The organism is Pseudomonas sp. D1-1 (genome assembly GCF_051132225.1).
In the GTDB taxonomy this organism is placed as follows: domain Bacteria; phylum Pseudomonadota; class Gammaproteobacteria; order Pseudomonadales; family Pseudomonadaceae; genus Aquipseudomonas.
Genome location: NZ_CP071676.1, coordinates 1,349,447 through 1,373,474, shown reverse-complemented (window position 1 = coordinate 1,373,474; position 24,028 = coordinate 1,349,447). Strand labels below are relative to the sequence as shown.

Genomic DNA, 24,028 nt, shown 5'->3' with positions numbered 1-24,028 from the left:
GATTACCCCTTGACCGCGCCAGCCGTGAGGCCGCGCACGAAATACTTGCCTGCGATCACATAGACCAGCAGGGTCGGCAGCCCGGCGATCATCGCCGCCGCCATGTCCACGTTATATTCCTTGGCCCCGGTGCTGGTGTTGACCAGGTTGTTCAGCGCCACCGTGATGGGCTGGGAGTCGCCGCTGGAGAACACCACGCCAAAGAGGAAGTCGTTCCAGATCTGGGTGAACTGCCAGATCAGGCAGACCATGATGATCGGCGTCGACATCGGCAGGATGATCCGCCGGAAGATCGTGAAGAACCCGGCACCGTCGAGGCGCGCGGCCTTCACCAGCGCGTCGGGGATGCTCACGTAGTAATTGCGGAAGAACAGCGTGGTGAACGCCAGGCCGTAGACGACATGGACAAACACCAGGCCGGTGGTGGTGCTGGCCAGGCCCATCTTGCCGAGGGTGAACGAGGCCGGCAGCAGCACGGTCTGGAACGGCAGGAAGCAGCCGAACAGCAACAGGCCGAAGAACAACTGCGAGCCACGGAAGCGCCACATCGACAGCACATAGCCGTTCAACGCGCCGATGGCGGTGGAGATCAGCACGGCCGGCACGGTGATCTTGATCGAGTTCCAGAAGTACCCGTTGACCGTGGCCCAGGCCTTGACCCAGCCGATGCCGCTGACCACGGTCGGCCAGCTCAACAGGTTACCGGTACTGATGTCTTCCGGCGTCTTGAAGCTGGTCAACAGCATGACCACCAACGGCACCAGGTAAAGCAACACGGCAAGGATCAGCACCGCATAGATCGCGATACGGCTCAGGCTGATGGCAGGTTTCGCAGCGAGACTAGTCATGACGCTTGGCCCTCAGCTCGGAATACAGGTAAGGCACGATGATCGCGAGGATCGCACCGAGCATCAGGATTGCACTGGCCGAGCCCATGCCCATCTGGCCGCGACTGAACGTAAAGGAGTACATGAACATGGCAGGCAGGTCGGAGGAATACCCCGGACCACCAGCTGTCATCGCCGCCACCAGGTCGAAACTCTTGATCGCGATATGCGCCAGGATCATCACGGCACTGAAGAACACTGGACGCAGGCTTGGCAGCACCACTTTCCAGTAGATGCGCGGCATGCTCGCGCCATCGATCTGCGCGGCACGGATGATCGATTGATCAACGCCCCGCAGGCCGGCCAGGAACATCGCCATGATGAAACCCGAGGCCTGCCAGACCGCAGCGATCACCAGGCAGTACACTACGCGATCGGGGTCGATCAGCCAGTCCAGGCGGAAGCCTTCCCAGCCCCAGTCACGCAACAATTTATCCAGGCCCATGCCCGGGTTGAGCAGCCATTTCCAGGCGGTACCGGTGACGATCATCGAGAGCGCCATCGGGTACAGGTAAATGGTGCGGATGAAACCTTCGCGGCGAATACGCTGGTCGAGGAACACCGCCAGCAGCACGCCGATCACCAGGGTGATACCAATGAACATGCCACCAAAGACTGCCAGGTTCTTGCTCGCCACCCACCAGCGGTCGTTGTCCCAAAGCCGTGCGTATTGCGCCAGGCCGGCCCACTTATAGGTAGGCAGGAAGGTCGATGTGGTGAACGACAGGACGAACGTCCACAAGATATAGCCATAGAAGCCCACCAGGACGATGAACATGCTCGGCGCCAGCACCAGTTTTGGTAGCCAGCGCTGCAATGCATCGAACGGCGAGGCCTTGCTGAACACAGCAACAGAACTCATGGGGAAATCCAAAAACTAGGTTACAAGGGCCTCCCTTTGTGGGAGCGAGCTTGCTCGCGATGGCAGTGTGTCAGTTCACTTATTTGCTGCCTGACACTCCGCTATCGCGAGCAAGCTCGCTCCCACAAGGGACCGCGGCGCTAATTACTTCGCAGACTGAACCGCTGCGCCAAGCTTCTTGGCAGCATCGGCCGGGTCGGCTTTCGGGTCGTTGATGTAGTTGGTCACGACATCGAAGAACGCGCCCTGTACCGCCAGCGTGGTCGCCATGTTGTGCGCCATGCTTGGTTGCAGGCCGCCGCTCTTGGCGTCTGCCAGGAAGTCCTTGGCGGCGGTCTGGGCGCACGAGTCGAAACCGTACTTGGCCATGTCGCCCAGCATGTCGTTACGCACCGGGATCGAGCCTTTGTTGATGCTGAAGACTTTCTGGAAGTTCTCGCCCAGCACGACCTTGGCGATATCCTGCTGACCCGCCGCCGTGCCCTTGTCTTTCTGCTTGAACACCGCCAAAGAATCGATGTTGTAGGTGAAGGCCTTGTCGGTGCCTGGGAAGGCTACGCACTCGTAGTCCTTGCCGGCGACCTTCTTGGCCGCGGTCCACTCGCTCTTGGCCCAGTCACCCATGATCTGCATGCCGGCCTTGCCGTTGATGACCTTGGCCGCTTCCAGGTTCCAGTCCTGGCCCTTGCCGTCGGCGTCCATGTAGGTCGCGACTTTCTTCAGCTCGGTCAATGCCTTGACCATTTCCGGACCGGTTAGCGCCTTGTTATCCAGGTCGACCAGGGCTTTCTTGTAGCCATCAGCGCCCATGACCGAGAGCACCACCGCTTCGAACACGGTGCTGTCCTGCCATGGCTGGCCGCCGTGGGCCAGGGGAATGAAGCCCGCGGCCTTGAGCTTGTCACCGGCGGCGTAGAATTCTTCGAGGGTGGTCGGGTTCTTGGTGATGCCGGCTTTCTTGAAGACTTCCGGGTTGATCCACAGCCAGTTGACGCGGTGAATGTTCACCGGCACGGCGACGTAGTCACCTTCGTACTTCACGGTGTCGGAGACTTTCTTGTCGAGCAGGCTGTCCCATTTCTCCGCTTTGGCAACGTCTTCCAGGATGTCGGTATCGAGCAGGCCGGTGGACGCCCATTCCTGGATGTCCGGACCTTTGATCTGGGCTACGCCCGGTGGGTTACCGGCCACGGCGCGGCTCTTGAGCACGGTCATGGCGGTGGAACCGCCGCCGCCGGCGACAGCGCCGTCCTTCCAGGTAAAGCCGTCTTTTTCTACCTGGGCCTTGAGCACATCGACCGCGGCTTTTTCACCACCCGACGTCCACCAGTGGACGACTTCCACGGAACCTTTCGATTCGGCGGCCAGGGCGCTGACGGGGAATGCTGCGACGGGAAGCAAGGAAGCAAGAGAAATGACAGTAGCGAGGCGAGAAATCGCATTCATCTAGAAGTACCTTTCTTGTTGTTATGCATGCAAGTCTGGTGCTTGCGCTGCATGGATTCTAATCAGGGGCAATCCCTTCGCAGGTAACGAAGGGACGCGTGTATGTCACGACATGGTTACACAGGTGCAGGATCGGATAATCGCGCCAAGGCCGACGCCATGCTCGGCGCCAATGGCAAGCGTGGTATCAGCACCGCTTGCCAGGCGTGATAAAGATCCGGTTTGCCCGGCCAGATGTCGGCGCTGGGGCGGTTCTGCGGATCCAGCTCGTGATGCCAGCTGCCGTTGCAGCGGTCGATGAAATGTTTGTCACAAAATTCCCAGAAACGCCGGTACCAGACTTCGTATTGGGCCTCGTCGGTACGTTTGAGCAAGGCACTGGCCGCCGCTGCCGCTTCGGCGTGCACCCAGTGCAGGCGATGGCGAACCACGGCGCGATTACCCCAGTCCAGCGTGTAGACGATTCCCGGCGCGCCATCGATGTCCCAGCCATGGCGGCAATTCTGATCGAAAAGTTTCTGCGCATCCTGGGCCAGCCAGCCCGGTGTCAGCATGCCGATCTGCACGCGCGCGGCTTCCAGATGCAGCAGCAGCCGCGCCCATTCGAAACCATGACCGGGCGTGGTGCCGTAGGGACGGAAGCCATCGGCGGGATTGTCCTGGTTGTACTCGCGCAGCGGTTGCCAGTCGCGGTCGAAATGCTCCACCACCATGTAGTCGTTGGCGGCCGCATGACCATGGATGACCCGCTCGACGATACGCAGCGCGCGGGCCAACCAGCGCGGGTCGTCCGTGGCGTCGGCCAGGGCCAGGAAGGCTTCGGTGGCGTGCATGTTGCTGTTGGCGCCGCGATAGGCTTCCTCCTCGCTCCAGTCGCGGTTGAAGGACTCGCGCAGGGCGCCCTCTTCTTCACACCAGAAATGCTCGTCGATAACCCGCACCGCTTCCTTGAGCAATGCCTCGGCGCCGGGGCGTTGGGCAACTACCGCGGAGCTGGCGGCCAAGGCCACGAAAGCATGCAGGTAAGCGGCCTTGCCGGTGTCGCTGGCATCGGGATCGGCCATGGCGAACCAGCCGCCATGTTCGGCATCGCGCAGCGGGCCGCCGAGGGCCTGGACGCCATGATCCACCAGCTCGGCGAACCCCGGCAGGCCCTGGATGTGGGCCATGGCGAAGCTGTGGGTCATGCGTGCGGTGTTCATGGTCTCGGCCCGCGCACCGGCCGGCAGGCGACCCAGCTCGTCCAGGTTGCCGAAACCGTCCGGCAGCTTCGAAGCCTTGGCGAACGCCAGCAGCCGCAAACCTTCGGCAGCGAGCCATTGCCGATGGGCAGGCGCATTCAGCCAACTGCTGAACGCCGGTTGGAAGGTGTCCATCGAGGTACCTTTTTTGTTGTTTTGACGCAGGGAGTCTAAACAAGGCGGGATGGGTGGCAGGTAACGAAAGGGGCGAGTTATGTCACCGGCTTGTGACATTCAGCTGAGAGAAGTATCGAGACGACTGACGCCATCGCGAGCAAGCTCGCTCCCACAGGGGATTTGTGAACGCCGAAGATCCAGTGTGGGAGCGAGCCTGCTCGCGATGAACGATAACGCGGTCTAATCAATCCACACTGCGAGGCAACTGCAGCGTCACCCGCAACCCGCCCTCGCGCAGGTTCTGCAGGCTCACCTCGCCGCCATGGCTGTGGGCAATGTTGCGCGCGATGCCCAGCCCCAGGCCATATCCCTGCTGCTGCCCGGCCAGGCGAAAGTGCGGTTCGAAGACCTGTTCGAGGCGTTGTTCCGGTACGCCCGGGCCTTCATCGTCAACGTGCAGGATGAAAGCGTTTTCATCATCGTCGATGTGCAAGTGGGCCCTCTGCCCGTATTTCAAGGCGTTGTCGATCAGGTTGCCGATGCAGCGCTTGAGGGCCAGCGGTTTGCCCGGGTACGGTGCCAACGCCCGGCCATCCTGGGTCACCCGGCCGTTGCCGTGGGGCGCCAGGTAAGGCTCCACCAGGCAATCGAGCACATGATTGAGGTCCACCGGCTCGATGTTCTCGTGGATATCGGTGTCCTTGACGCATTGCAGCGCGCCTTTGACCAGCAGCTCCAGCTCGTCGAGGTCGCGGCCGAACTTGGCCTGCAGATTTTCATCCTCCAGCAACTCGACCCGCAGCCGCAGGCGGGTGATCGGCGTGCGCAGGTCGTGGGAAATCGCGCTGAACAACTGGCTGCGCTCGGTCAGGTAGCGGCTGATACGCTCACGCATGGCATTGAACGCACGCCCCACCTCCACCACTTCGCTGCCGCCGCCCTCGGCCACGGGCTGCACTTCTGCGCCCAGGGACATGTCCCGCGCCGCGCGGGCCAAACGCTTGAGCGGACGACTCTGCCAATGCACCAGCAAGCCGATGAACAACAGCAACAGGCTACTGGTGAGCACGATGAAGCCCACCTGCTGCTTGGGCAGGTCCTGCTCTTCAAGACTGGTATAGGGTTCGGGCAGCAGCGAGGCGATGTACAGCCATTCGCCCGGCGCCATCTGGATCTGCGTGACCAGTACCGGCGGGTTCACTGGCTCGAGCGTCAGGGCGTAGTGGGCCCACGAACGGGGCAGCTCATCAAGCTTGAGCCCGCCGTTGAAGATCCGCAGATCCTCCGGGCTGACAAACTTGACGGAGATGTCGGCGTTATTGCCCAGGGAGCGGCGCAGCACATCGTCCACGGCCTTGAGCACCGCCAGTTTGCGCGGCGTGACCGGCAGCACATCCATGCCCAGCGGCTTGTCATTGAGCGTAACGACAAACCGCGTGCCGCCCATGCTGCGCAACTGGTCCAGCACCAACGGCCGGTAGGCCACCGGCAGCGAACGCAGGTAGGTCACGGTGGCGGTCATCGAGTGAGCCAAACTGCGGGCGCTGGTGACCAGGCCTTCGAGCTGCGTGGCGCGCAGTTGCGAAACCCAGATCAGGCTGGACAGCGTCTGGGCGAACAGCACCACCAGCAGCGTCAGCAGCAGCATCCGTCCGAGCAACGAGCGCGGCACGGGCACCCGTCGGGCAATCTTGCGGATTCCCTCAATGACCATTGCTGGCAACCACACTGGCCGCCAGTTGATAACCGCTGCCGCGCACCGTGCGGATCAATCGCGGCGGCTTGTCGGTATCGCGCAGGCGCTGGCGCAAGCGACTCACCGCCATGTCGACGATCCGGTCCAGCGGCATCAATTCACGCCCCCGGGTGGCGTTGCCGATGGTGTCGCGGTCGAGGATTTCCTGTGGATGATCGAGGAACAGCTTGAGCAAGGCAAAATCGGCACCCGACAGGATCACCTCTTCGCCATCGGCATGGAACAGGCGGTGGCTGACCATGTCCAGCCGCCACTCATCGAAGGCCAGCACTTCGCCGCCGGATCGCTCCTGGCCGAACTGCGCCCGTCGCAGCAAGGCCTTGATGCGCGCCTGCAATTCGCGAGGACTGAACGGCTTGCCCAGGTAATCATCCGCCCCCAGCTCCAGGCCGATGACCCGATCGGCCTCGTCGGAACTGGCGGTGAGCATGATGATCGGCACATGGGCCTGGCGCGGATGCTGGCGAACCCAGCGGCAAAGGCTGAAGCCGTCCTCGTCGGGCAACATCACGTCGAGGATCACCAGGTCGCTCGGCGCCTCGTTGAGGGCCTGGCGAAACCCGGCGCCATCGGGGGTGGTACGCACCTGGAAACCCGCGCGACTGAGGTAAGTGTCCAGCAGTTCGCGAATCTCCTGGTCGTCGTCGACCAGCAAAATCGATTTGTTCACTGAACTCACGGGGCCTCGTCCTTGTTGTTTGAATTGGGGGCGATTATGCCTGATGGACGGGATCTGCAAACACCATGGCCCCTTGTGGGAGCGAGCAGGCTCGCTCCCACAAGGGCACATCTCAAATTGCGGAGGACTGCTCTAACGCCACGCCCGCACCCATCAGGCCGGAATACGGCGCCGTCACCAGCCAGACCGGAATGCCTTTGAAATAATCGCTCATGCAGCCCTTGTCGGCGAAGCATCTGGCGAAGCCGCTCTCGACAAAAAAATCGGCAAAGCGCGGGACCACGCCACCGACGATGTACACGCCGCCACGCCCGCCCACGGTGAGCACATTGTTGCCCGCCACGCGCCCCAGCCAACGGCAGAATTGTTCGAGTACCTCCAGGGCGACCGGGTCGCCGGCCAGGCCGGCGGCGGTGATCGACTCGGGGGTATCAAGCACCGGCTCATGGCCGTCCACCGCGCAGATCGCCCGGTACACACGAGGCAGACCGCTGCCGCTCAGCGCCGTTTCGGCGCTGACGTGGCCGATCTCGTTGTAGATGTGCTGCCAGAGCTGGGTCTCGCGCGGACTGCTCATCGGCAGGTCGACATGCCCGCCCTCCCCCGGCAACGCCGCGAAACGGCCCTCGCCCAGGTCCAGCAGCGTACCGACGCCCAGCCCCGTGCCCGGGCCGATCACCACCGCCGGGCGCATCGGCTCCGGCGTGCCCGCGCAGACGACCCGGTATTCATCGGGACGCAAGCAGGTCATGCCCAGCGCCATGGCGGAGAAATCGTTGACCAGCAGCAGCTTCTCCACCTGCAAAGTCTTGCAGAACGCCAGGTTGCTCAAGCGCCAGTGATTGTTGGTGAAGCGAAACTCATCGCCACTCACCGGACCGGCCACCGACAGGCACACCGAGCCGATGGAACCCGGCGTCATGCCCATGCCGCTCAGGTAAACCTTGATGGCATCTTCCGGGCAGGCGTAATCCGCCGTCGCCAGCACCTGGATGTTTTCCAGGTTGTGGTTCTTCCACAACGCGAAACGTGCGTTGGTCCCACCGATATCACCGACCAAAGCCAGTTTCAATTAAGCGTCTCCAGGGCAGAAGTGAAGGCGCTGGCGCCCTGCTCTGCCGAGCTGAAGGCCATGCGCATGAAACCGAACAGCTCGCGACCGGTGCCGATGTTGTTGCCCAACAGGCCCTTGGCCGGTTCACGCGCGGCGAATTCCTCGGCGTCCACCTTCAATTCCAAGGTGCCTTTGACGCCATCGACACGGATGATATCGCCCTCGCGCACCCGAGCCAACGCGCCGCCGACATAGGCTTCGGGACTGACATGGATGGCCGCCGGGATTTTCCCCGATGCGCCGGACATGCGCCCGTCGGTGACCAGCGCTACCTTGAACCCGCGATCCTGCAGCACGCCGAGAAAGGGCGTCATCTTGTGCAGCTCCGGCATGCCGTTGGAGCGCGGGCCCTGGAAGCGCATCACCGCGACAAAATCCTTCTCCAGCAGACCAGCCTTGAACGCATCGGCCAGGTCCTGCTGGTCCTGGAACACCATGGCCGGGGCTTCGACGAACTGGTTTTCCAGGGCCACGGCCGAGACCTTCATCACGCCCCGGCCCAGGTTGCCTTCCATCACCCGCAACCCGCCTTCCGGCGAGAAAGCCCGGGCTACCGGACGCAGGATGCTTTCGTCGAGACTTTCGGTCGGGCCATCGCGCCAGACCAGTTCGCCGTCCTCCAGGAACGGTTCCTGGGTGTAACGGCTCAGGCCGTGGCCCATCACGGTGTTGACGTTTTCGTGGAGCAGGCCGGCTTCCAGCAGTTCGCGAATCAGGAACGACATGCCGCCCGCCGCCTGGAAGTGGTTGATATCGGCCTTGCCGTTCGGGTAGACGTGGCTCAGGGTCGGCACCACTTCGGAGAGGTCGGCCATGTCCTGCCAGGTCAGCTGGATGCCCGCCGCCATGGCGATGGCCGGCATGTGCAGGGTGTGGTTGGTGGAGCCACCGGTGGCGTGCAGCGCAACGATGGAGTTGACCAGCGAACGCTCGTCGACGATTTCGCCGATGGGCATGAAGTTGCCGCTCTGCATGGTCAGGCGCGTCACCTGGAACGCCGCTTCGCGGGTCAGGGCATCGCGCAGCGGCGTGTTCGGGTTGACGAACGAGGCGCCCGGCAAGTGCAGGCCCATCACTTCCATCAGCAACTGGTTGGTGTTGGCGGTACCGTAGAACGTGCAGGTACCTGGGCTGTGGTAGGACTTCATCTCCGATTCCAGCAGCTCTTCGCGGGTCGCCTTGCCTTCGGCATAGCGCTGACGCACATCGGCCTTTTCCTTGTTGGAAATGCCCGAGACCATCGGCCCGCCAGGCACGAAGATCGTCGGCAGATGACCGAAGCGCAGCGCGCCCATCATCAGGCCCGGGACGATCTTGTCGCAGATGCCCAGCATCAAGGCACCGTCGAACATGTTGTGGGACAACGCCACCGCCGTGGACAACGCGATCACTTCGCGGCTCGGCAGGCTCAGCTCCATCCCCGCCTCGCCCTGGGTCACACCATCGCACATGGCTGGCGTACCGCCGGCGAACTGGCCGACCGAGCCGATCTCGCGCAGGGCTTTCTTGATTTGTTCCGGGAAGGTTTCGTACGGCTGGTGGGCCGAGAGCATGTCGTTATAGGACGACACGATGGCGATGTTGGCGGCGTTCATCATCCGCAGGTGATGCTTGTCTTCAGTGCCGCAACCGGCGACGCCATGGGCGAAGTTGGCGCATTGCAGCTTGCCGCGCATCGGACCGTCGCTGGCTGCACCGCGGATCAATGCAAGGTAAGCCTCGCGTGTAGCGCGACTGCGGGCGATAAGCCGTTCGGTGACCTCAAGTACGCGGGGATGCATGTGTAGAACTCCAGGCTAACGGATGTGGCGACCTGATTGTCTATGCTGGTCAGAAGCCCGTTGCACACCGCGGCAAAGACAGGGCGACAGACGGTTTCTGACCAATCGGACCAGTTGATTCAGGTCACTCGTTGTAGATAAAACAAAATATTGCCACTAAAAAGGCTTGTTTTCTATTTTTATGCGAATAATCTTGTAATTCCAACAACAAATCGACGGCGGCGCAGTTAATGACTCTTCGAATCGCAATCAATGGTTTTGGCCGCATCGGCCGCAACGTCCTCCGTGCACTGTATACCCAAGGCTATCGTCGCGACTTGCAGATCGTCGCTATCAACGACCTGGGTGACAGCGCGATCAATGCTCACCTGCTCAAGTTCGACACCGTCCACGGCACCTTTGATGCCGACGTGCAGCACGATCACGAGAGCCTGACGGTCAATGGCGACCGCATCGCGGTCAGTGCCATCCGCAACCCGGCCGAACTGCCCTGGGCCGCCGAAAAGATCGACGTCGTGTTCGAATGCACCGGCCTGTTCACCGACCGTGCCAAGGCCGCCGCGCACATCAGCGCCGGCGCCCGCAAGGTGATCATCTCGGCCCCGGCCAAGGGCGCCGACGCGACCGTGGTGTATGGCGTGAACCATGACATCCTGCGCCAGTCCCACCAGATCATTTCCAACGCTTCGTGCACCACCAACTGCCTGGCCCCGGTGGCCCAGGTGCTGCACCGCGAGCTGGGTATCGAAAGCGGCCTGATGACCACCATCCATGCCTACACCAACGACCAGAACCTGACCGACGTCTATCACAGCGACCCGTACCGCGCCCGTTCGGCCACCCAGAACATGATCCCGAGCAAGACCGGCGCCGCCGAAGCGGTAGGCCTGGTGCTGCCGGAGCTGGCGGGCAAGCTGACCGGCATGGCCGTGCGCGTGCCGGTGATCAACGTGTCGCTGGTGGACCTGACCGTGCAGCTCAAGCGCGAAGCTTCGGCCGATGAGGTCAACGCGCTGCTCAAGCAGGCCAGCCAGCATTCGAAGATCCTTGGCTACAACACCCTGCCGCTGGTCTCCAGCGACTTCAACCACAACCCGCTGTCGTCGATCTTCGATGCCAACCACACCAAGGCCAGCGGCAAGCTGCTCAAGGTACTGGCCTGGTATGACAACGAATGGGGTTTCTCCAACCGCATGCTGGATAACTGCCTGGCGCTGTGCAACGCCGAATAATCCCCGATAGCTGCGTGTGCCTCGACTATTGTTCCCTTGGGGGCGATAGTCGAAAAAGGCCGTCGACCGCCACGCGGTTGAAGCATCTGCCTCGAACCAAACGATAATTCCTCTTATTCAAACTCCCCCACCCTGTTAGACTTTGCGCCCGCGTTTCACTCGTCCCGCAGGATTTCCAATGCTGTCGTTGCCTCTTCGCTTGTGCGCTCTGTTCATGGCCCTGGGCCTGACGGCCTGCGATGACGCCCCGCGTTTTACCCAGGCCGAGCCCGGCGAAGCCAGATCCGGCGGCAGCGCGACAGTACGCAAGGCCGACCAGAACGCCTTCTCGCTGCCCTCGGCCAATCTGCCGCCGTCGCGGCGCGTGGACTTCAGCGTCGGCAACAGTTTTTTCCGCAGTCCCTGGGTAATCGCGCCCTCGACTACCACCGCCCGGGACGGCCTCGGCCCCCTGTTCAACACCAACGCCTGCCAGAACTGCCACATCAAGGACGGTCGCGGCCATCCGCCGGCGCCGGATGCCAGCAGCGCGGTGTCGATGCTGGTACGCCTGTCGATCCCCGATGCGCCGCCCTACGCCAAGCTCATCGAACAACTCGGCGTCGTACCGGAGCCGGTCTATGGCGGGCAATTGCAGGACATGTCGGTGCCGGGCGTCGCGCCGGAAGGCAAGGTCAGGGTCGATTACTCTCCCGTCCCGGTGCGCTTCAAGGACGGCACCGTCGTCGAACTGCGCAAGCCGAGCCTGCAGATCACCCAGCTGGGCTATGGCCCGATGCACCCCGACACACGATTTTCGGCCCGTGTCGCACCGCCGATGATCGGCCTGGGTCTGCTCGAGGCCATCCCCGATGCAGCCATCCTGGCCAATGCCGAGTCACAGGCGCGGGAAAACAACGGCATCGCCGGTCGCCCGAACATGGTCTGGGACGACGTCCAGCAAAAAACCGTGCCGGGGCGCTTCGGCTGGAAGGCCGGACAACCGAACCTCAATCAACAGAACGTCCATGCGTTCTCCGGCGACATGGGCCTGACGACCAGCCTGCGGCCCTTCGACGACTGCACCCAGGCCCAGCTCGATTGCCAGCGCGCGCCCAACGGCAACGGCCCTGAGGGCGAACCGGAAGTCAGCGACAATATTCTGCGGCTGGTGCTGTTCTACAGCCGCAACCTTGCCGTGCCGGCCCGCCGCGACGTGGATTCGCCCCAGGTACTGGCGGGCAAGAACCTGTTTTTCCAGGCCGGTTGCCAGTCCTGCCACACTCCCAAGTACACGACGTCTGCCAACGCCGCCGAACCCGAGCTGGCGAACCAGGTCATCCGTCCCTATACCGACCTGCTGTTGCACGACATGGGCGAAGGCCTGGCGGACAACCGCAGCGAATTCAAGGCCAGCGGCCGCGACTGGCGGACCCCGCCGCTGTGGGGCATCGGCCTGACCGAAACCGTCAACGGCCACACCCAGTTTCTCCACGACGGTCGCGCCCGCAACCTGCTCGAAGCCGTGCTCTGGCATGGCGGCGAAGCCCAGGCGGCGCAGCGACAGGTTCTAGCATTCAACGCCGAGCAGCGCGCTGCGCTGTTGGCTTTCCTGAACTCTCTTTAAACGCACTTTCCGAAAACGGGAGCCCGACATGTTCCGTCCCAAGCTGTTGTTCACCAGCCTCGCCGCCATCGCCCTGGGTGCCTGCTCGCCCCAGGACCCGCAAGCGGTCACCTCGGCCGCCATCGCCAAGCAGGTGATCCTGCCGACCTACAGTCGCTGGGTCGAGGCCGACCGCCAACTGGCGACCAGCGCCCTGGCGTTCTGCCAGGGCAAGGAAAACCTGGAAACCGCCCGCGCCGATTTCCTCAAGGCACAAAAAGCCTGGGCTGAACTCCAGCCGCTGCTGATCGGGCCGCTGGCGGAGGGCAACCGCGCCTGGCAGGTACAGTTCTGGCCGGACAAGAAAAACCTTGTGGGCCGCCAGGTCGAGCAACTGGTCAACAGCCAGCCGCAGATCGACGCCGCCGGCCTGGCCAAGTCCAGCGTCGTCGTGCAGGGGCTCTCGGCCTACGAATACCTGCTGTTCGACGCAAAGATCGACATGGCCGACAGCGCCCAGAAAGCCAAGTACTGCCCGCTGCTGATCGCCATCGGCGAACGCCAGAAGCAACTGGCCGAAGAGATCCTGTCGCGGTGGAACACCAACGACGGCATGCTCGCCCAGATGAGCAAGTTCCCGAACCAGCGCTATGCCGATTCCCATGAAGCGATCGCCGACCTGCTGCGGGTCCAGGTGACCGCCCTGGACACCTTGAAGAAAAAACTCGGCACGCCGATGGGCCGCCAGAGCAAGGGCGTGCCGCAACCGTTCCAGGCCGATGCGTGGCGCAGCCAGTCGTCGCTGCAAGGGCTTGAGGCCAGCCTGAGCGCCGCCCGGACCGTGTGGGTTGGCGTCGACAACAAAGGCTTGCGAGGTTTGTTGCCAAGCGAGCAGAAGCCGCTGGCCGACAAGATCGACGCTGCCTACGACGCCTCGTTGAAACTGTTCGCCAGCAGCCAGCGCTCACTGACCGAAATGCTCGGTGACGACGCCGGGCGCCAGCAACTCAACGATTTGTACGACAGCCTCAACGTCGTCCATCGCCTGCATGAAGGCGAACTGGCCAAGGCGCTGGGCATTCAACTGGGCTTCAACGCCAACGACGGTGACTGATCATGTTTCGACGTCAGGCTCTGACGCTGGGCAGCTTGCTGCTCGGCGCCATCACCCTGGGCGGCTGGACGCTGTTCAAGCAAAAGGACAAGAGTCCATTACTGCTGTCGGCACGGGACGATGCCGACGGCAAGCACTACGCGGTCGGCTATCGACTGGACGGCACACGGGTGTTCGCCACCCAGGTTGGCCAGCGCTGCCATGACATCATCAATCACCCTGCGCTGCCGATCGCCCTGTTCGTCGCCCGCCGCCCGGGCACCGAAAGCTATCTGGTCGACCTGCGCGACGGCACGCTGCTGCAGACCATCACCTCGCTGCCGAACCGGCATTTCTACGGTCATGCGGTGATCCACAAGAGCGGCGAATGGCTGTACGCCACAGAAAACGATACCAGCGATCCGGGACGCGGCCTGCTCGGCGTGTACCGTTTCGAAGGCGAACGGCTGGTGCACAGTGGCGAACTGTCTACCCACGGCATCGGCCCTCACCAGGTGTCGTGGCTGCCCGACGGTGAGACGCTGGTGGTGGCCAACGGCGGCATCCGCACCGAGGCCGAGAGCCGGGTCGAAATGAACCTCGACGCCATGGAGCCGAGCCTGGTGCTGATGCACCGCGATGGCACGCTGTTGAGCAAGGAAACCCTCGCCCAGCAGATGAACAGCGTGCGCCATATGGGCATCGCCAGCGATGGCACCATCGTCACCGGCCAGCAGTTCATGGGAGCGGCCCACGAATCGTCCGAATTGCTCGCGATCAAGCGTCCGGGCCAACCGTTCAAGGCGTTCCCGGTACCTGAATACCAGCTGCAAGCCATGGGGCATTACACCGCCAGCGTCGCCGTGCACAGCGACCTGCGCCTGGTAGCCCTGACGGCGCCACGGGGCAACCGTTTTTTCATCTGGGACCTGGACAGCGGCGAGGTTCGCCTCGACGCGCCCCTGCCGGACTGCGCCGGGGTCGGCGCGGTAGCCGACGGGTTTGTCGTGACGTCGGGCCAGGGACGATGCCGCTACTACGATTGTCGGCAGCCACAATTGGTTGCAAAGCCGCTGGATCTGCCGGCGGGGCTCTGGGACAACCATCTGCATCTGGTCTGAGCTGCAAGCGCGGAGGGCGCAGGGAAAACCTTACACATTGCCGACAAACACCGATTGGAATCCTCCGGGCACTCAAGGTAATGTGCCCGCCTGTCTGTATTTCTCTCGGCTATTTTCCAAGGAAGTGGAACATGCTGCGACGCCGCATGCTGATCATGTTGGGTGTTGTCCTGCTGGTGGTACTGGCGCTGGCGGGCTACAAGGCCTATTCCATCTATCAGCAGATCCAGATGTTCTCTGCGCCCAAACCTGCGGTCAGCGTCGCCGTGGCCAAGGCCGTCGAACAGCCGTGGCAAGCCCGCCTGCCCACTGTTGGCAGCCTCAAGGCGTTGCAAGGCGTCGACCTGAGCCTGGAAATCGCCGGCACCGTGCAAAAGGTCCAGTTCGAATCCGGCCAGAAGGTCAAGGCCGGGCAACCGATCCTGCAACTGGACAGCGAAGTCGAAAGCGCCCTGCTGGAAACTGCGCAGGCCGACCTTGGCCTGTCGCAACTGGATTTCGGCCGTGGCCGACAACTGGTGGGCAGCCAGGCGATTTCCAAGGGCGAGTTCGACCGGCTTTCGGCCCAGTTGAAGAAGAACCAGGCCACGGTCAACCAGCTCAAGGCTTCGCTGGCGAAAAAACACATCGTCGCGCCGTTCAGCGGCACCATCGGCATCCGCCAGGTGGATGTCGGCGACTACCTTGCCAGCGGCACGGTGATCGCGACACTGCAGGACCTCAGCAGCCTGTACGTCGACTTCTACGTTCCTGAACAGACGGTGCCTCGGCTGGCGGTTGCCCAGCCAGTCAACGTCAGCGTCTCGGCCTATCCCGGCCAGACCTTCGTTGGCACCATCAGCGCAATCAACCCCAAGGTCGAGGACAGCACCCGTAACGTGCTCGTGCGCGCCACGCTCGCCAACCCCGACGGCAAGCTGTTGCCCGGCATGTTCGCCAACCTGAACGTCATCCTGCCGGACCTCGCCGTCGGGATCGTCGTGCCGGAGAGCGCCGTGACCTACACCCTCTATGGCAACTCCATGTACGTGGTCACTCCGAAGAAAACCGCCGATGGCAGTGTCGAGAAGGATGACAAGGGCCAGCCGATCCTGATTGCCGAACGGCGCTTTGTCGAAACCGGTGAGCGCCGTGACGGGCAGGTCCTGGTGACCAAGGGCGTGCAGCGCGGCGAAGAAGTAGTGATTGCCGGCCAGATCAAGCTCGACAACGGTACGCCCATCGCCATCAGCGACGACAAGACCCTGACCGAACAGAACAGCCCACCGCGCGCGGACTGATCAAGGAACCCCCATGGCCTTTACCGATCCGTTCATCCGCCGCCCGGTGCTCGCCACCGTGGTCAGCCTGTTGATCGTGCTACTGGGCTTCCAGGCCTGGAGCAAGCTGCCCCTGCGCCAGTATCCACAGATGGAAAATGCCCTGATCACGGTGACCACCGCCTACCCCGGGGCCAACGCCGAGACCATCCAGGGTTACATCACCCAGCCGATGCAGCAGAGCCTGGCCAGTGCCGAGGGCATCGACTACATGACTTCGGTCAGCCGCCAGAATTTCTCGGTCATATCGGTCTACGCGCGCATCGGTTCCAACAGCGACCGGCTCTTTACCGAACTGCTGGCCAAGGCCAACGAGGTGAAGAACCAACTGCCCCAGGACGCCGAGGACCCGGTCCTCAGCCGCGAGGCAGCCGATGCCTCGGCGCTGATGTACATCAGTTTCTTCAGCAAGGAGCTGAACAACCCACAGATCACCGATTATCTGTCGCGCGTCATCCAGCCAAAACTGGCGACGCTGCCGGGCATGGCTGAAGCGGAGATCCTCGGTAACCAGGTATTCGCCATGCGCCTGTGGCTGGACCCGGTCAAGCTCGCAGGCTTCGGCCTGACCGCCGCCGACGTGACCAACGCCGTGCGCCAGCACAACTTTCTCTCCGCTGCTGGTGAAGTGAAAGGCGAGTACGTGGTCACCAGCATCAACGCCAACACCGAACTCAAATCCGCCGAGGCATTCGCCGGTATCCCGCTCAAGACTGACGGTGACAGCCGCGTGTTGCTGCGGGACGTTGCGCGGGTGGAGATGGGCGCCGAAAACTACGACACCATCAGCTCTTTCGGTGGCACCCCTTCGGTGTACATCGGGATCAAGGCAACCCCTGGCGCCAACCCCCTCGATGTCATCAAGGAAGTGCGCAAGATCATGCCGGAGATGGAGGCCCAGCTGCCGTCCAACCTCAAGGCCGAGATCGCCTACGATGCCACGCTGTTCATCCAGGCCTCCATCGACGAAGTGGTGAAGACCCTGTTCGAGGCGGTGCTGATCGTCATCGTCGTGGTGTTCCTGTTCCTCGGCGCCCTGCGCTCGGTGCTCATTCCGGTAGTGACCATTCCGCTGTCGATGATCGGCGTGATGTTCTTCATGCAGTTGATGGGCTACTCCATGAACCTGCTGACACTGCTGGCCATGGTGTTAGCCATCGGCCTGGTGGTGGACGACGCCATCGTGGTGGTGGAAAACATCCACCGGCACATCGAGGAGGGCAAGACACCGTTCGACGCCGCGATTGAAGGCGCGCGGGAAATCGCCATGCCGGTGGTCTCGATGACCATCACGCTGGCGGCGGTCTATGCACCGATCGGCCTGCTCGAAGGCCTGACGGGGGCGCTGTTCAAGGAGTTCGCCCTGACCCTCGCCGGCGCGGTGGTGATCTCTGGAGTCGTCGCCCTGACCCTCTCGCCAATGATGTGCGCGATGCTGCTGCGTCATGACCAGAACCCCTCGGGGCTGGCCCATCGGCTGGACGTGATCTTCGAGCGCCTGAAGGCCCGTTACCAGCGCATGCTTCACGGCACGCTCAATACCCGGCCGGTGGTGCTGGTGTTTGCCCTGCTCGTGCTGTTGCTGATCCCGGTGCTGATCATGTTCACCAAGTCCGAACTGGCGCCTGACGAGGACCAGGGCATCATCTTCATGATGGCCAACGCCCCGAAGACCACCAACCTGGACTACCTGAACGCCTATACCGATCACTTCATCACGATCTTCAAGGAATTCCCCGAGTACTATTCTTCGTTCCAGATCAACGGCTACAACGGCGTACAGTCGGGCATCGGCGGCTTCCTGCTCAAGCCCTGGAACGAACGCAGCCGCACCCAGATGGAAATCCTCCCGGAAGTCCAGGCCAGGCTCGAAAGCGTGCCCGGCCTGCAGATCTTCGGCTTCAACCTGCCCTCGCTGCCCGGCACGGGCGAAGGCTTGCCCTTCGAATTCGTCATCAACTCGCCGAAGGACTACACGACGCTCCTGCAGATTGCCGAACGGGTCAAGAAGCGTGCGCTGGAGTCCGGCAAGTTCGCCTTCATGGACATCGACCTTGCGTTCGACAAGCCTGAAGTCGTGGTGGACATCGATCGCGCCAAAGCCGCCCAGATGGGCGTCTCGATGCAAGACCTCGGCGGCACGCTGGCGACCCTGCTGGGCGAGGCGGAGATCAACCGCTTCACGCTGGAGGGGCGTAGCTACAAGGTCATCGCCCAGGTCGAGCGGCCATTCCGGGACAATCCGGACTGGCTGAACAACTATTACGTAAAGAACGCCCAGGGCGAGTCGCTTCCGTTGTCGACGCTGATCAAGGTCAGCGACCAGGCACGACCGCGGCAACTGAACCAGTTCCAGCAGCTCAATGCCGTCACGATCTCGGGCTTTCCCACGGTAAGCATGGGCGAGGCCATCGAGACGGTTCGCCAGATAGCCCTTGAGGAAGCGCCGACAGGATTCGCCTTCGATTACGCCGGAGCTTCGCGTCAGTTCGTCCAGGAAGGCAGCGCGTTATGGGTCACCTTTGGCCTGGCCCTGGCAATCATTTTCCTGGTGCTGGCGGCGCAGTTCGAGAGCTTCCGCGACCCGCTGGTGATCCTGGTGACGGTGCCGTTGTCCATTTGCGGCGCACTGATTCCGCTGTTCCTCGGCTGGTCGAGCATGAACATCTATACCCAGGTGGGGCTGGTGACCCTGATCGGCCTGATCAGCAAGCACGGCATCCTGATCGTCGAATTCGCCAACCAGCTGCGCAAGGAGCAAGGCTTGAGTCCGCGTGACGCAGTGGAACAGGCCGCATCGATTCGCCTGCGTCCGGTGCTGATGACCACTGCCGCCATGGTGTTTGGCATGGTGCCGTTGATCCTGGCCACCGGTGCCGGCGCAGTGAGCCGCTTCGACATCGGCACGGTCATCGCCACGGGCATGTCGATCGGCACCTTGTTCACGTTGTTCGTGCTGCCGTGTGTCTACACCTTGCTGGCCAAGCCGGACAAAGCCTGAGGCATGCAGATATCGGGGCCGTGTTTGGGCTTCCTGACGCTCAACTCTGCGGTCGCATGCCCTGGGACAGACTGAACATGAACAGCAACAGGTCGTCGTCCGGCTGGATCGCCTCGCTGGCCTTGGCCACCCGAGGCACCGGGCAATGTGCGCCGACAGTGGAGGCACTGAGGATCTGCGAGCGCGGCTGCTCCCACACCACCAGCGCCAGGGATGCAACTGCCAGGGCTCCGACTAAAAACAAACCTCTAGCAATTTCTAGTTTCATCGGGATAAACCTTTGATAGCGCTGCCAAACGCCGCCTCGTAAAAATAGACGAGTTTTCCCCAGTCGCAATCCTGGAACGACGAGTGGCGCCGCAGCTGGCTCATGTCATGGAACGCCGCGCCGCGTGCGGTCAGCCGTTGGCGACATTTCTCAAGATCGAGCAACGCCACTTCGGCCTTGGTCGACTCGCCCTCTCCGGTTACTCGCACGAATACATGCTTGATGTAGAGGCAACTGTGCTGCCAGCGCCCCTTGTGCATGCGGGCGAGATTCTCGGCCAGGGCCTGAAGGAGACGATCATGGACCGCCTCGCCATGACGCTCGCGGCCGCCTGCGGCATACCAACGCCCGATTTCCTCGAAGCCGTCCAGAGCGCGGGTGACCAGCAGCGCCCGCCACTTGTGCACCGGGTCTCTCTGCGCGCCGCAAAAGACCACTTGGGGTACCGTGACGCCGAGTTCCGCCAGGGCCAGCAGCGCTCGCTCTTCACGCAACACGGTCGGACGGCCGAACGGGTGCAGTAGGCTACGGTAAATGTGTCCGGTCTGGCGCTTGGAATAAAACAGCTCGCCATCATGGCTGATCCGCTGCACACCGCTTTCGCCGCCACGCCGGGTATTGGGGGCTTCCACCCACTCGCCACGCTGATTCCAGATCTGGTCAAAGCAACTACGAGAAGCCGCCTGGGCTCCTGCTACCTGTACAACCATGCCTGCTACCCCTTGCGTAATACATAAACTCGCCACATGGCATAGAGCGGCAGGAAATCCAACTGTTCCTCAATGCGAAACCCGGCCTGCCGAAACTCTTCTTCAACTGTAGCGACCGGTAACACAAATCGGTTCTGGTAGTCTTTCTGCCCACGGGTGCGCTCCAGGCGCTTGCGTTTCCAGGCCTTGAAATTGCCGTCGACCCACAATGAAACGATCACGCTGTCACGGGTGACACGCTCGAATTCCCGCAATATCGCCAGTCGGTGCGCGGGTTCGCCGATGTGGTGCAAGAGGCGCATGCAAAAAATGCTGTCGACGGCGTTATCAGGCAAGGCGATGTCGAACGCAGATGTGTGCAAAGGTTGTACCCGTTTTACGACATCGGCCGGTTGTGCCTTCAATGCCGTCTGGAGCATGGCGGTGGAATTGTCCGCGCCGACGATCACCCGGCCGGGTTTCTCCGCCAGCAGCGGCCAGAAACGCCCGGCTCCGCACGGCAGGTCCAGGACCAGGCCCGGGTCGCCCGCGAGCATCAAGGCGCGCCGGGCCAGTTGTTCGTCCCGACGGTGGGAAAGACGGCGGCTCAGCCCCGTCTTGTGTTTGCGCAGGTACTGCTGGGCATGTCGCTCGTCGTACTTGGCGGAAAAAGCTAGCTTGATGGGATTGGACATCGATGGCGCCTCCAGAGTTGATGGCGCCACCTTAGGGATCGGCTTGTAGCGGACAGGTCATCCCTTTGTGAAAACTTCGTCATGTAAACGGCTGAATGTTTTCAAGATTTTTCGCCGCCGATCTCAGGACTTCGGGTTCAACTCCACCTCGAAACGGCATCCGTTGGGTTCCATCGTGCTGAGGCTCACGGTCCAGCCCTGGTCCTCGCAGATCCGCTGCACCAGTGACAGCCCCAGCCCCAGTCCCTCGCCACGCTTTTCGTTACCGCGCACGAAGGGCTCGAACATCGCCTCGCGCTTCTCCTCGGGAATGCCTACGCCGCTGTCCTCGACGACAAATCCCGTGGCGGTCAGCGAGACGCGGATAAAACCCTGGTCGGTGTAATGCAAGGCGTTACGCAGCAGATTTCCCATGACGGCAGTCAGGAACGTGGCGTTGTACTGCGTATCGGTGGTTTGCCCTGGTTCGAAGATCAAGGTCAGGCCCTTGGATTCGATCGGCGCACGCCAGACCCCAAGGAGGTTTTCCGCGACCTGCCCCAGCGTCGAGCGAGGCGACATGCCGTTATCCTCGCGTTGGGCCCGGGCAAGCATCAGGAAGGTCTGCACCAGTTCGCGCATTTCTTCGCTGGCGCGGTTGATGCGCTCGACCTGGGTGCGACCACGCTGGTCCAGCGCCGGATTCTCCAGCAGCAATTCGCAGGAGGTGGCGAGGATCATCAACGGCGTGCGCAGTTCGTGACTCACGTCGCTGGTGAACAACCGTTCCCGGGTCAGGGCCTGGCGCAACCGGCCCAGCGTGGCATCGAACGCCACGGCCAGCTCGCCCACCTCATCAGCGGCATAATCCGGCGCCAATGGCGGAGCGAGCCCGAGCAACTGGTCGCGATGCCGTACCTGCCGGGCCAGACGTACCACCGGCGCCATCACCCGGCGTGCCAGGACCCAGCCCAGGAACACCGCGAGCGCCAGACTGAGCACGAAGCCCACCAGCACCACGGCAAACAGCACCCGCTCGCGCTCCTCGAAATCGCTCTGGTCCTGCAACAGCACGTAATGCCGACCGTCAACGATCTCTACCATCGCGTGATAGGACAGCTGTTCGCGAAAGACTTCGTGAAAGCCACGTTGCAGGTGACGCAGGTCCCTGGGCAACTCGAAGTCTCCCGGGCCGCCGCTGAAATAGAACAGCTGGTCGGGTTCCGGGCGATGACTCCAGTCGGAAACGCTGTCCATCAACAGCAGGCGTTGCAGGTCGCCTCCGAGCCCGGCGGAAATCAGCTTTTCCTCCACCAGATGGACCGTTGCCACGATGCCCAGTGCAAACGCTCCCGCCACCAATGCGCTCATCAGCGCAAAAGCGATGATGATCCGTTGCGCAAGGCTTTGCTTAAACTCCATCTCGGCCCTCGGCCAACCGATAGCCGACGCCGTGCACAGTGTGCAGCAACGGTTTTTCAAACGGTTTGTCGATCACCTGGCGCAATTGGTGGACATGGCTGCGCAGGCTGTCGCTATCCGGGCAATCATCGCCCCACAGGGCTTCCTCAAGGATCTCGCGCCGCAGCACGTGGGGGCTTTTCTGCATCAGTACCGCCAGCAACTTGAGGCCCACGGGGTTGAGCTTGAGCAGTTTGCCTTCCCGGGTCACTTCCAACGTATCGAGGTCGTAGCTCAGGTCGCCAACTTGCAACGCGCGTCGGCCACCGCCCTGGGCACGCCGCATGACCGCTTCGATCCGCGCCGCCAGCTCCGACAAGGCAAAAGGCTTGACCAGGTAATCATCCGCCCCGGATTTGAAACCCTGCAAACGATCATCCAACTGGTCCCGCGCGGTGAGCATGATCACCGGTGTATCGCGCCGGGCGTCTTCGCGCAGGCGCTTGCACAGCGTATAGCCGTCGATGCCCGGCAGCATGATATCCAGCACAATCAAGTCGTAGTGTTCGGTCGCGGCCAGGTGCAGCCCTGACAAACCGTCCTGTGCGCAATCGACCGTGTAGCCCTTGAGGCCCAGGTAGTCGGCCAGGTTGGCCAGGATGTCACGGTTGTCTTCAACCAACAGAATTCGCATGGGCATCTCCTCTGCGCACGGGGCAATCGTCGTGGCCCGCGCAGCTTAAGGCCAAGCGTGGCTTACGGCTAGGGTTGTATACGCAGTGCGAGTCACTGTGGGAGCGAGCCTGCTCGCGAAGGCGGTGGAACAGCCGCCATCCGGGTTGAATGTCCCGCCCCTTCGCGAGCAGGCTCGCTCCACAAAGGTCAAGAGCCCTCAGCAGCGGGGCTGCGCGGGTGTTGACGAGTTTTTCACCCAACCTTCACACCACCCGAACGCAACGCAGACCAGACTGTGCAACGCGCTGATCACGAAAACTCCCATCAAAGGTACTGCCATGGTTTCCACTGCCATCCGCCCCGCTTCCAGGCCCCTGAATCTATGGGTCGCCCTGGGCCTGCCCGCCGTGGTCGCAGCCATTCTGGTGTTGCTGGAACTGACCAGCCTGGACATGAACGTGGCCAAGCTGTTTTACGATCCGACGGCGGGTGGGTTTATCGGTCGACACAGTTTTTTCCTGGAAGACATCCTGCATGACCGGGCCAAACAGCTGGTCATCGGGTTTTCCGTGCTGGCGGTCGTGGGGTTTGTCGCCTCGTTTTTTATCGCTCGGCTCAAGCCGTACAAACGTGAGCTGGGTTGCCTGGTCCTGTCGCTGGCATTGGCGACTGCGTTTGTCACGCCTTTGAAGGCAGTGACGGCAGTGCAATGCCCATGGAGTCTCAAGGAGTTCGGTGGCAAGGAAACCTACAGTGAGCTACTGAGCCCACGCCCGGCTACCGACAAGCCCGGCCGATGCTGGCCCGGCGGGCATGCCGCCACCGGCTTCACGCTGTTCGCGTTGTTTTTCGTACTGCGTGACCGTCGCCCACGCCTCGCACGCCAGGCGCTGGTGTTCGCCTTTGCCCTGGGCACGGTGTTTTCCGTGGGACGCATGATGCAAGGGGCGCACTTTTTCTCCCACAACGTCTGGACGGCGGTGTTCTGCTGGCTGATTTGCCTCGGGTGTTATTACTGCGTTCTGTACCGACCAGTTTCCACACCTGAACGTATGATCGTCACCCGCTCCGTCAATGCCTGAACATA

The 24,028-nt window shown here is 62.3% G+C and carries 20 protein-coding genes; 7 read left to right on the top strand and 13 right to left on the bottom strand.

What is annotated here, in order from left to right; genetic code table 11:
• Window positions 1-2: 2 nt before the first annotated feature.
• From J3P86_RS06035 to edd, 8 genes are all read right to left on the bottom strand, one after another.
• Complete coding sequence (locus tag J3P86_RS06035) at window positions 3-848, bottom strand: carbohydrate ABC transporter permease (RefSeq protein WP_434625651.1); 846 nt, start codon at window positions 846-848, stop codon at window positions 3-5.
• Complete coding sequence (locus J3P86_RS06030) at window positions 841-1,749, bottom strand: carbohydrate ABC transporter permease (protein ID WP_030139360.1); 909 nt, start codon at window positions 1,747-1,749, stop codon at window positions 841-843. The genes J3P86_RS06035 and J3P86_RS06030 overlap by 8 nt, the downstream gene beginning before the upstream one ends.
• A 144-nt stretch (window positions 1,750-1,893) precedes the next feature.
• Window positions 1,894-3,195 (bottom strand): ABC transporter substrate-binding protein, encoded by a 1,302-nt coding sequence (locus tag J3P86_RS06025; protein ID WP_434569580.1) that lies wholly within the window; start codon window positions 3,193-3,195, stop codon window positions 1,894-1,896.
• A 116-nt stretch (window positions 3,196-3,311) separates the two neighbouring features.
• On the bottom strand, window positions 3,312-4,571 hold the full coding sequence (locus J3P86_RS06020) for an AGE family epimerase/isomerase (protein ID WP_434625654.1): 1,260 nt from the start codon (window positions 4,569-4,571) through the stop codon (window positions 3,312-3,314).
• 226 nt (window positions 4,572-4,797) lie between these two features.
• Window positions 4,798-6,267, bottom strand: a complete 1,470-nt coding sequence (locus tag J3P86_RS06015; protein ID WP_434625656.1) for an ATP-binding protein — start codon at window positions 6,265-6,267, stop codon at window positions 4,798-4,800.
• Window positions 6,257-6,988, bottom strand: coding sequence for a response regulator (locus tag J3P86_RS06010; protein ID WP_042730801.1), 732 nt, complete (start codon window positions 6,986-6,988; stop codon window positions 6,257-6,259). The genes J3P86_RS06015 and J3P86_RS06010 overlap by 11 nt, the downstream gene beginning before the upstream one ends.
• 112 nt (window positions 6,989-7,100) lie before the next feature.
• Entirely contained in the window at window positions 7,101-8,060 is a 960-nt protein-coding gene (locus J3P86_RS06005) for a glucokinase (protein ID WP_434625658.1), read from the bottom strand.
• On the bottom strand, window positions 8,057-9,883 hold the full coding sequence (gene edd, locus J3P86_RS06000; protein ID WP_434699653.1) for a phosphogluconate dehydratase: 1,827 nt from the start codon (window positions 9,881-9,883) through the stop codon (window positions 8,057-8,059). Before edd ends, J3P86_RS06005 begins: the two co-directional genes overlap by 4 nt.
• A 230-nt stretch (window positions 9,884-10,113) precedes the next feature.
• On the opposite strand from edd, the gene gap reads away from it, so the two are divergent.
• The 6 genes from gap to J3P86_RS05970 all read left to right on the top strand — a co-directional run bounded on the left by gap (window position 10,114) and on the right by J3P86_RS05970 (window position 19,234).
• Window positions 10,114-11,115, top strand: coding sequence for a type I glyceraldehyde-3-phosphate dehydrogenase (gap, locus tag J3P86_RS05995; protein ID WP_305496333.1), 1,002 nt, complete (start codon window positions 10,114-10,116; stop codon window positions 11,113-11,115).
• Window positions 11,116-11,293: 178 nt separating this feature from the next.
• Complete coding sequence (locus J3P86_RS05990) at window positions 11,294-12,721, top strand: di-heme oxidoredictase family protein (RefSeq protein ID WP_434699652.1); 1,428 nt, start codon at window positions 11,294-11,296, stop codon at window positions 12,719-12,721.
• A gap of 28 nt (window positions 12,722-12,749) precedes the next feature.
• Window positions 12,750-13,814 (top strand): imelysin family protein, encoded by a 1,065-nt coding sequence (locus J3P86_RS05985; protein ID WP_305496335.1) that lies wholly within the window; start codon window positions 12,750-12,752, stop codon window positions 13,812-13,814.
• A gap of 2 nt (window positions 13,815-13,816) precedes the next feature.
• Window positions 13,817-14,914, top strand: a complete 1,098-nt coding sequence (locus tag J3P86_RS05980) for a DUF1513 domain-containing protein (protein ID WP_305496336.1) — start codon at window positions 13,817-13,819, stop codon at window positions 14,912-14,914.
• 131 nt (window positions 14,915-15,045) lie between these two features.
• Window positions 15,046-16,194, top strand: a complete 1,149-nt coding sequence (locus J3P86_RS05975) for an efflux RND transporter periplasmic adaptor subunit (RefSeq protein ID WP_434625663.1) — start codon at window positions 15,046-15,048, stop codon at window positions 16,192-16,194.
• 13 nt (window positions 16,195-16,207) lie between these two features.
• Complete coding sequence (locus J3P86_RS05970; RefSeq protein WP_434699651.1) at window positions 16,208-19,234, top strand: multidrug efflux RND transporter permease subunit; 3,027 nt, start codon at window positions 16,208-16,210, stop codon at window positions 19,232-19,234.
• A 40-nt stretch (window positions 19,235-19,274) separates the two neighbouring features.
• Here J3P86_RS05970 and J3P86_RS05965 read toward each other — a convergent pair whose 3' ends face one another.
• The 5 genes from J3P86_RS05965 to colR all read right to left on the bottom strand — a co-directional run bounded on the left by J3P86_RS05965 (window position 19,275) and on the right by colR (window position 22,960).
• Window positions 19,275-19,502: a hypothetical protein gene (locus tag J3P86_RS05965; RefSeq protein WP_305496339.1), complete on the bottom strand. Its 228-nt coding sequence runs from the start codon at window positions 19,500-19,502 to the stop codon at window positions 19,275-19,277.
• Window positions 19,499-20,212: a lipopolysaccharide kinase InaA family protein gene (locus J3P86_RS05960; RefSeq protein WP_434625667.1), complete on the bottom strand. Its 714-nt coding sequence runs from the start codon at window positions 20,210-20,212 to the stop codon at window positions 19,499-19,501. Before J3P86_RS05960 ends, J3P86_RS05965 begins: the two co-directional genes overlap by 4 nt.
• 5 nt (window positions 20,213-20,217) lie before the next feature.
• Entirely contained in the window at window positions 20,218-20,886 is a 669-nt protein-coding gene (locus J3P86_RS05955) for a class I SAM-dependent methyltransferase (RefSeq protein WP_434695662.1), read from the bottom strand.
• Window positions 20,887-21,009: 123 nt separating this feature from the next.
• Window positions 21,010-22,287 carry a sensor histidine kinase gene (locus J3P86_RS05950; RefSeq protein WP_305496342.1) on the bottom strand — a complete coding sequence of 426 codons (1,278 nt, stop codon included), beginning with the start codon at window positions 22,285-22,287 and terminating at the stop codon, window positions 21,010-21,012.
• A complete protein-coding gene (gene colR / locus J3P86_RS05945) occupies window positions 22,277-22,960 on the bottom strand; it encodes a two-component system response regulator ColR (RefSeq protein WP_030142512.1) in 684 nt (227 codons plus the stop codon). Before colR ends, J3P86_RS05950 begins: the two co-directional genes overlap by 11 nt.
• Window positions 22,961-23,279: 319 nt before the next feature.
• On the opposite strand from colR, the gene J3P86_RS05940 reads away from it, so the two are divergent.
• Window positions 23,280-24,023 (top strand): phosphatase PAP2 family protein, encoded by a 744-nt coding sequence (locus J3P86_RS05940; protein WP_434625672.1) that lies wholly within the window; start codon window positions 23,280-23,282, stop codon window positions 24,021-24,023.
• Window positions 24,024-24,028: the final 5 nt, after the last annotated feature.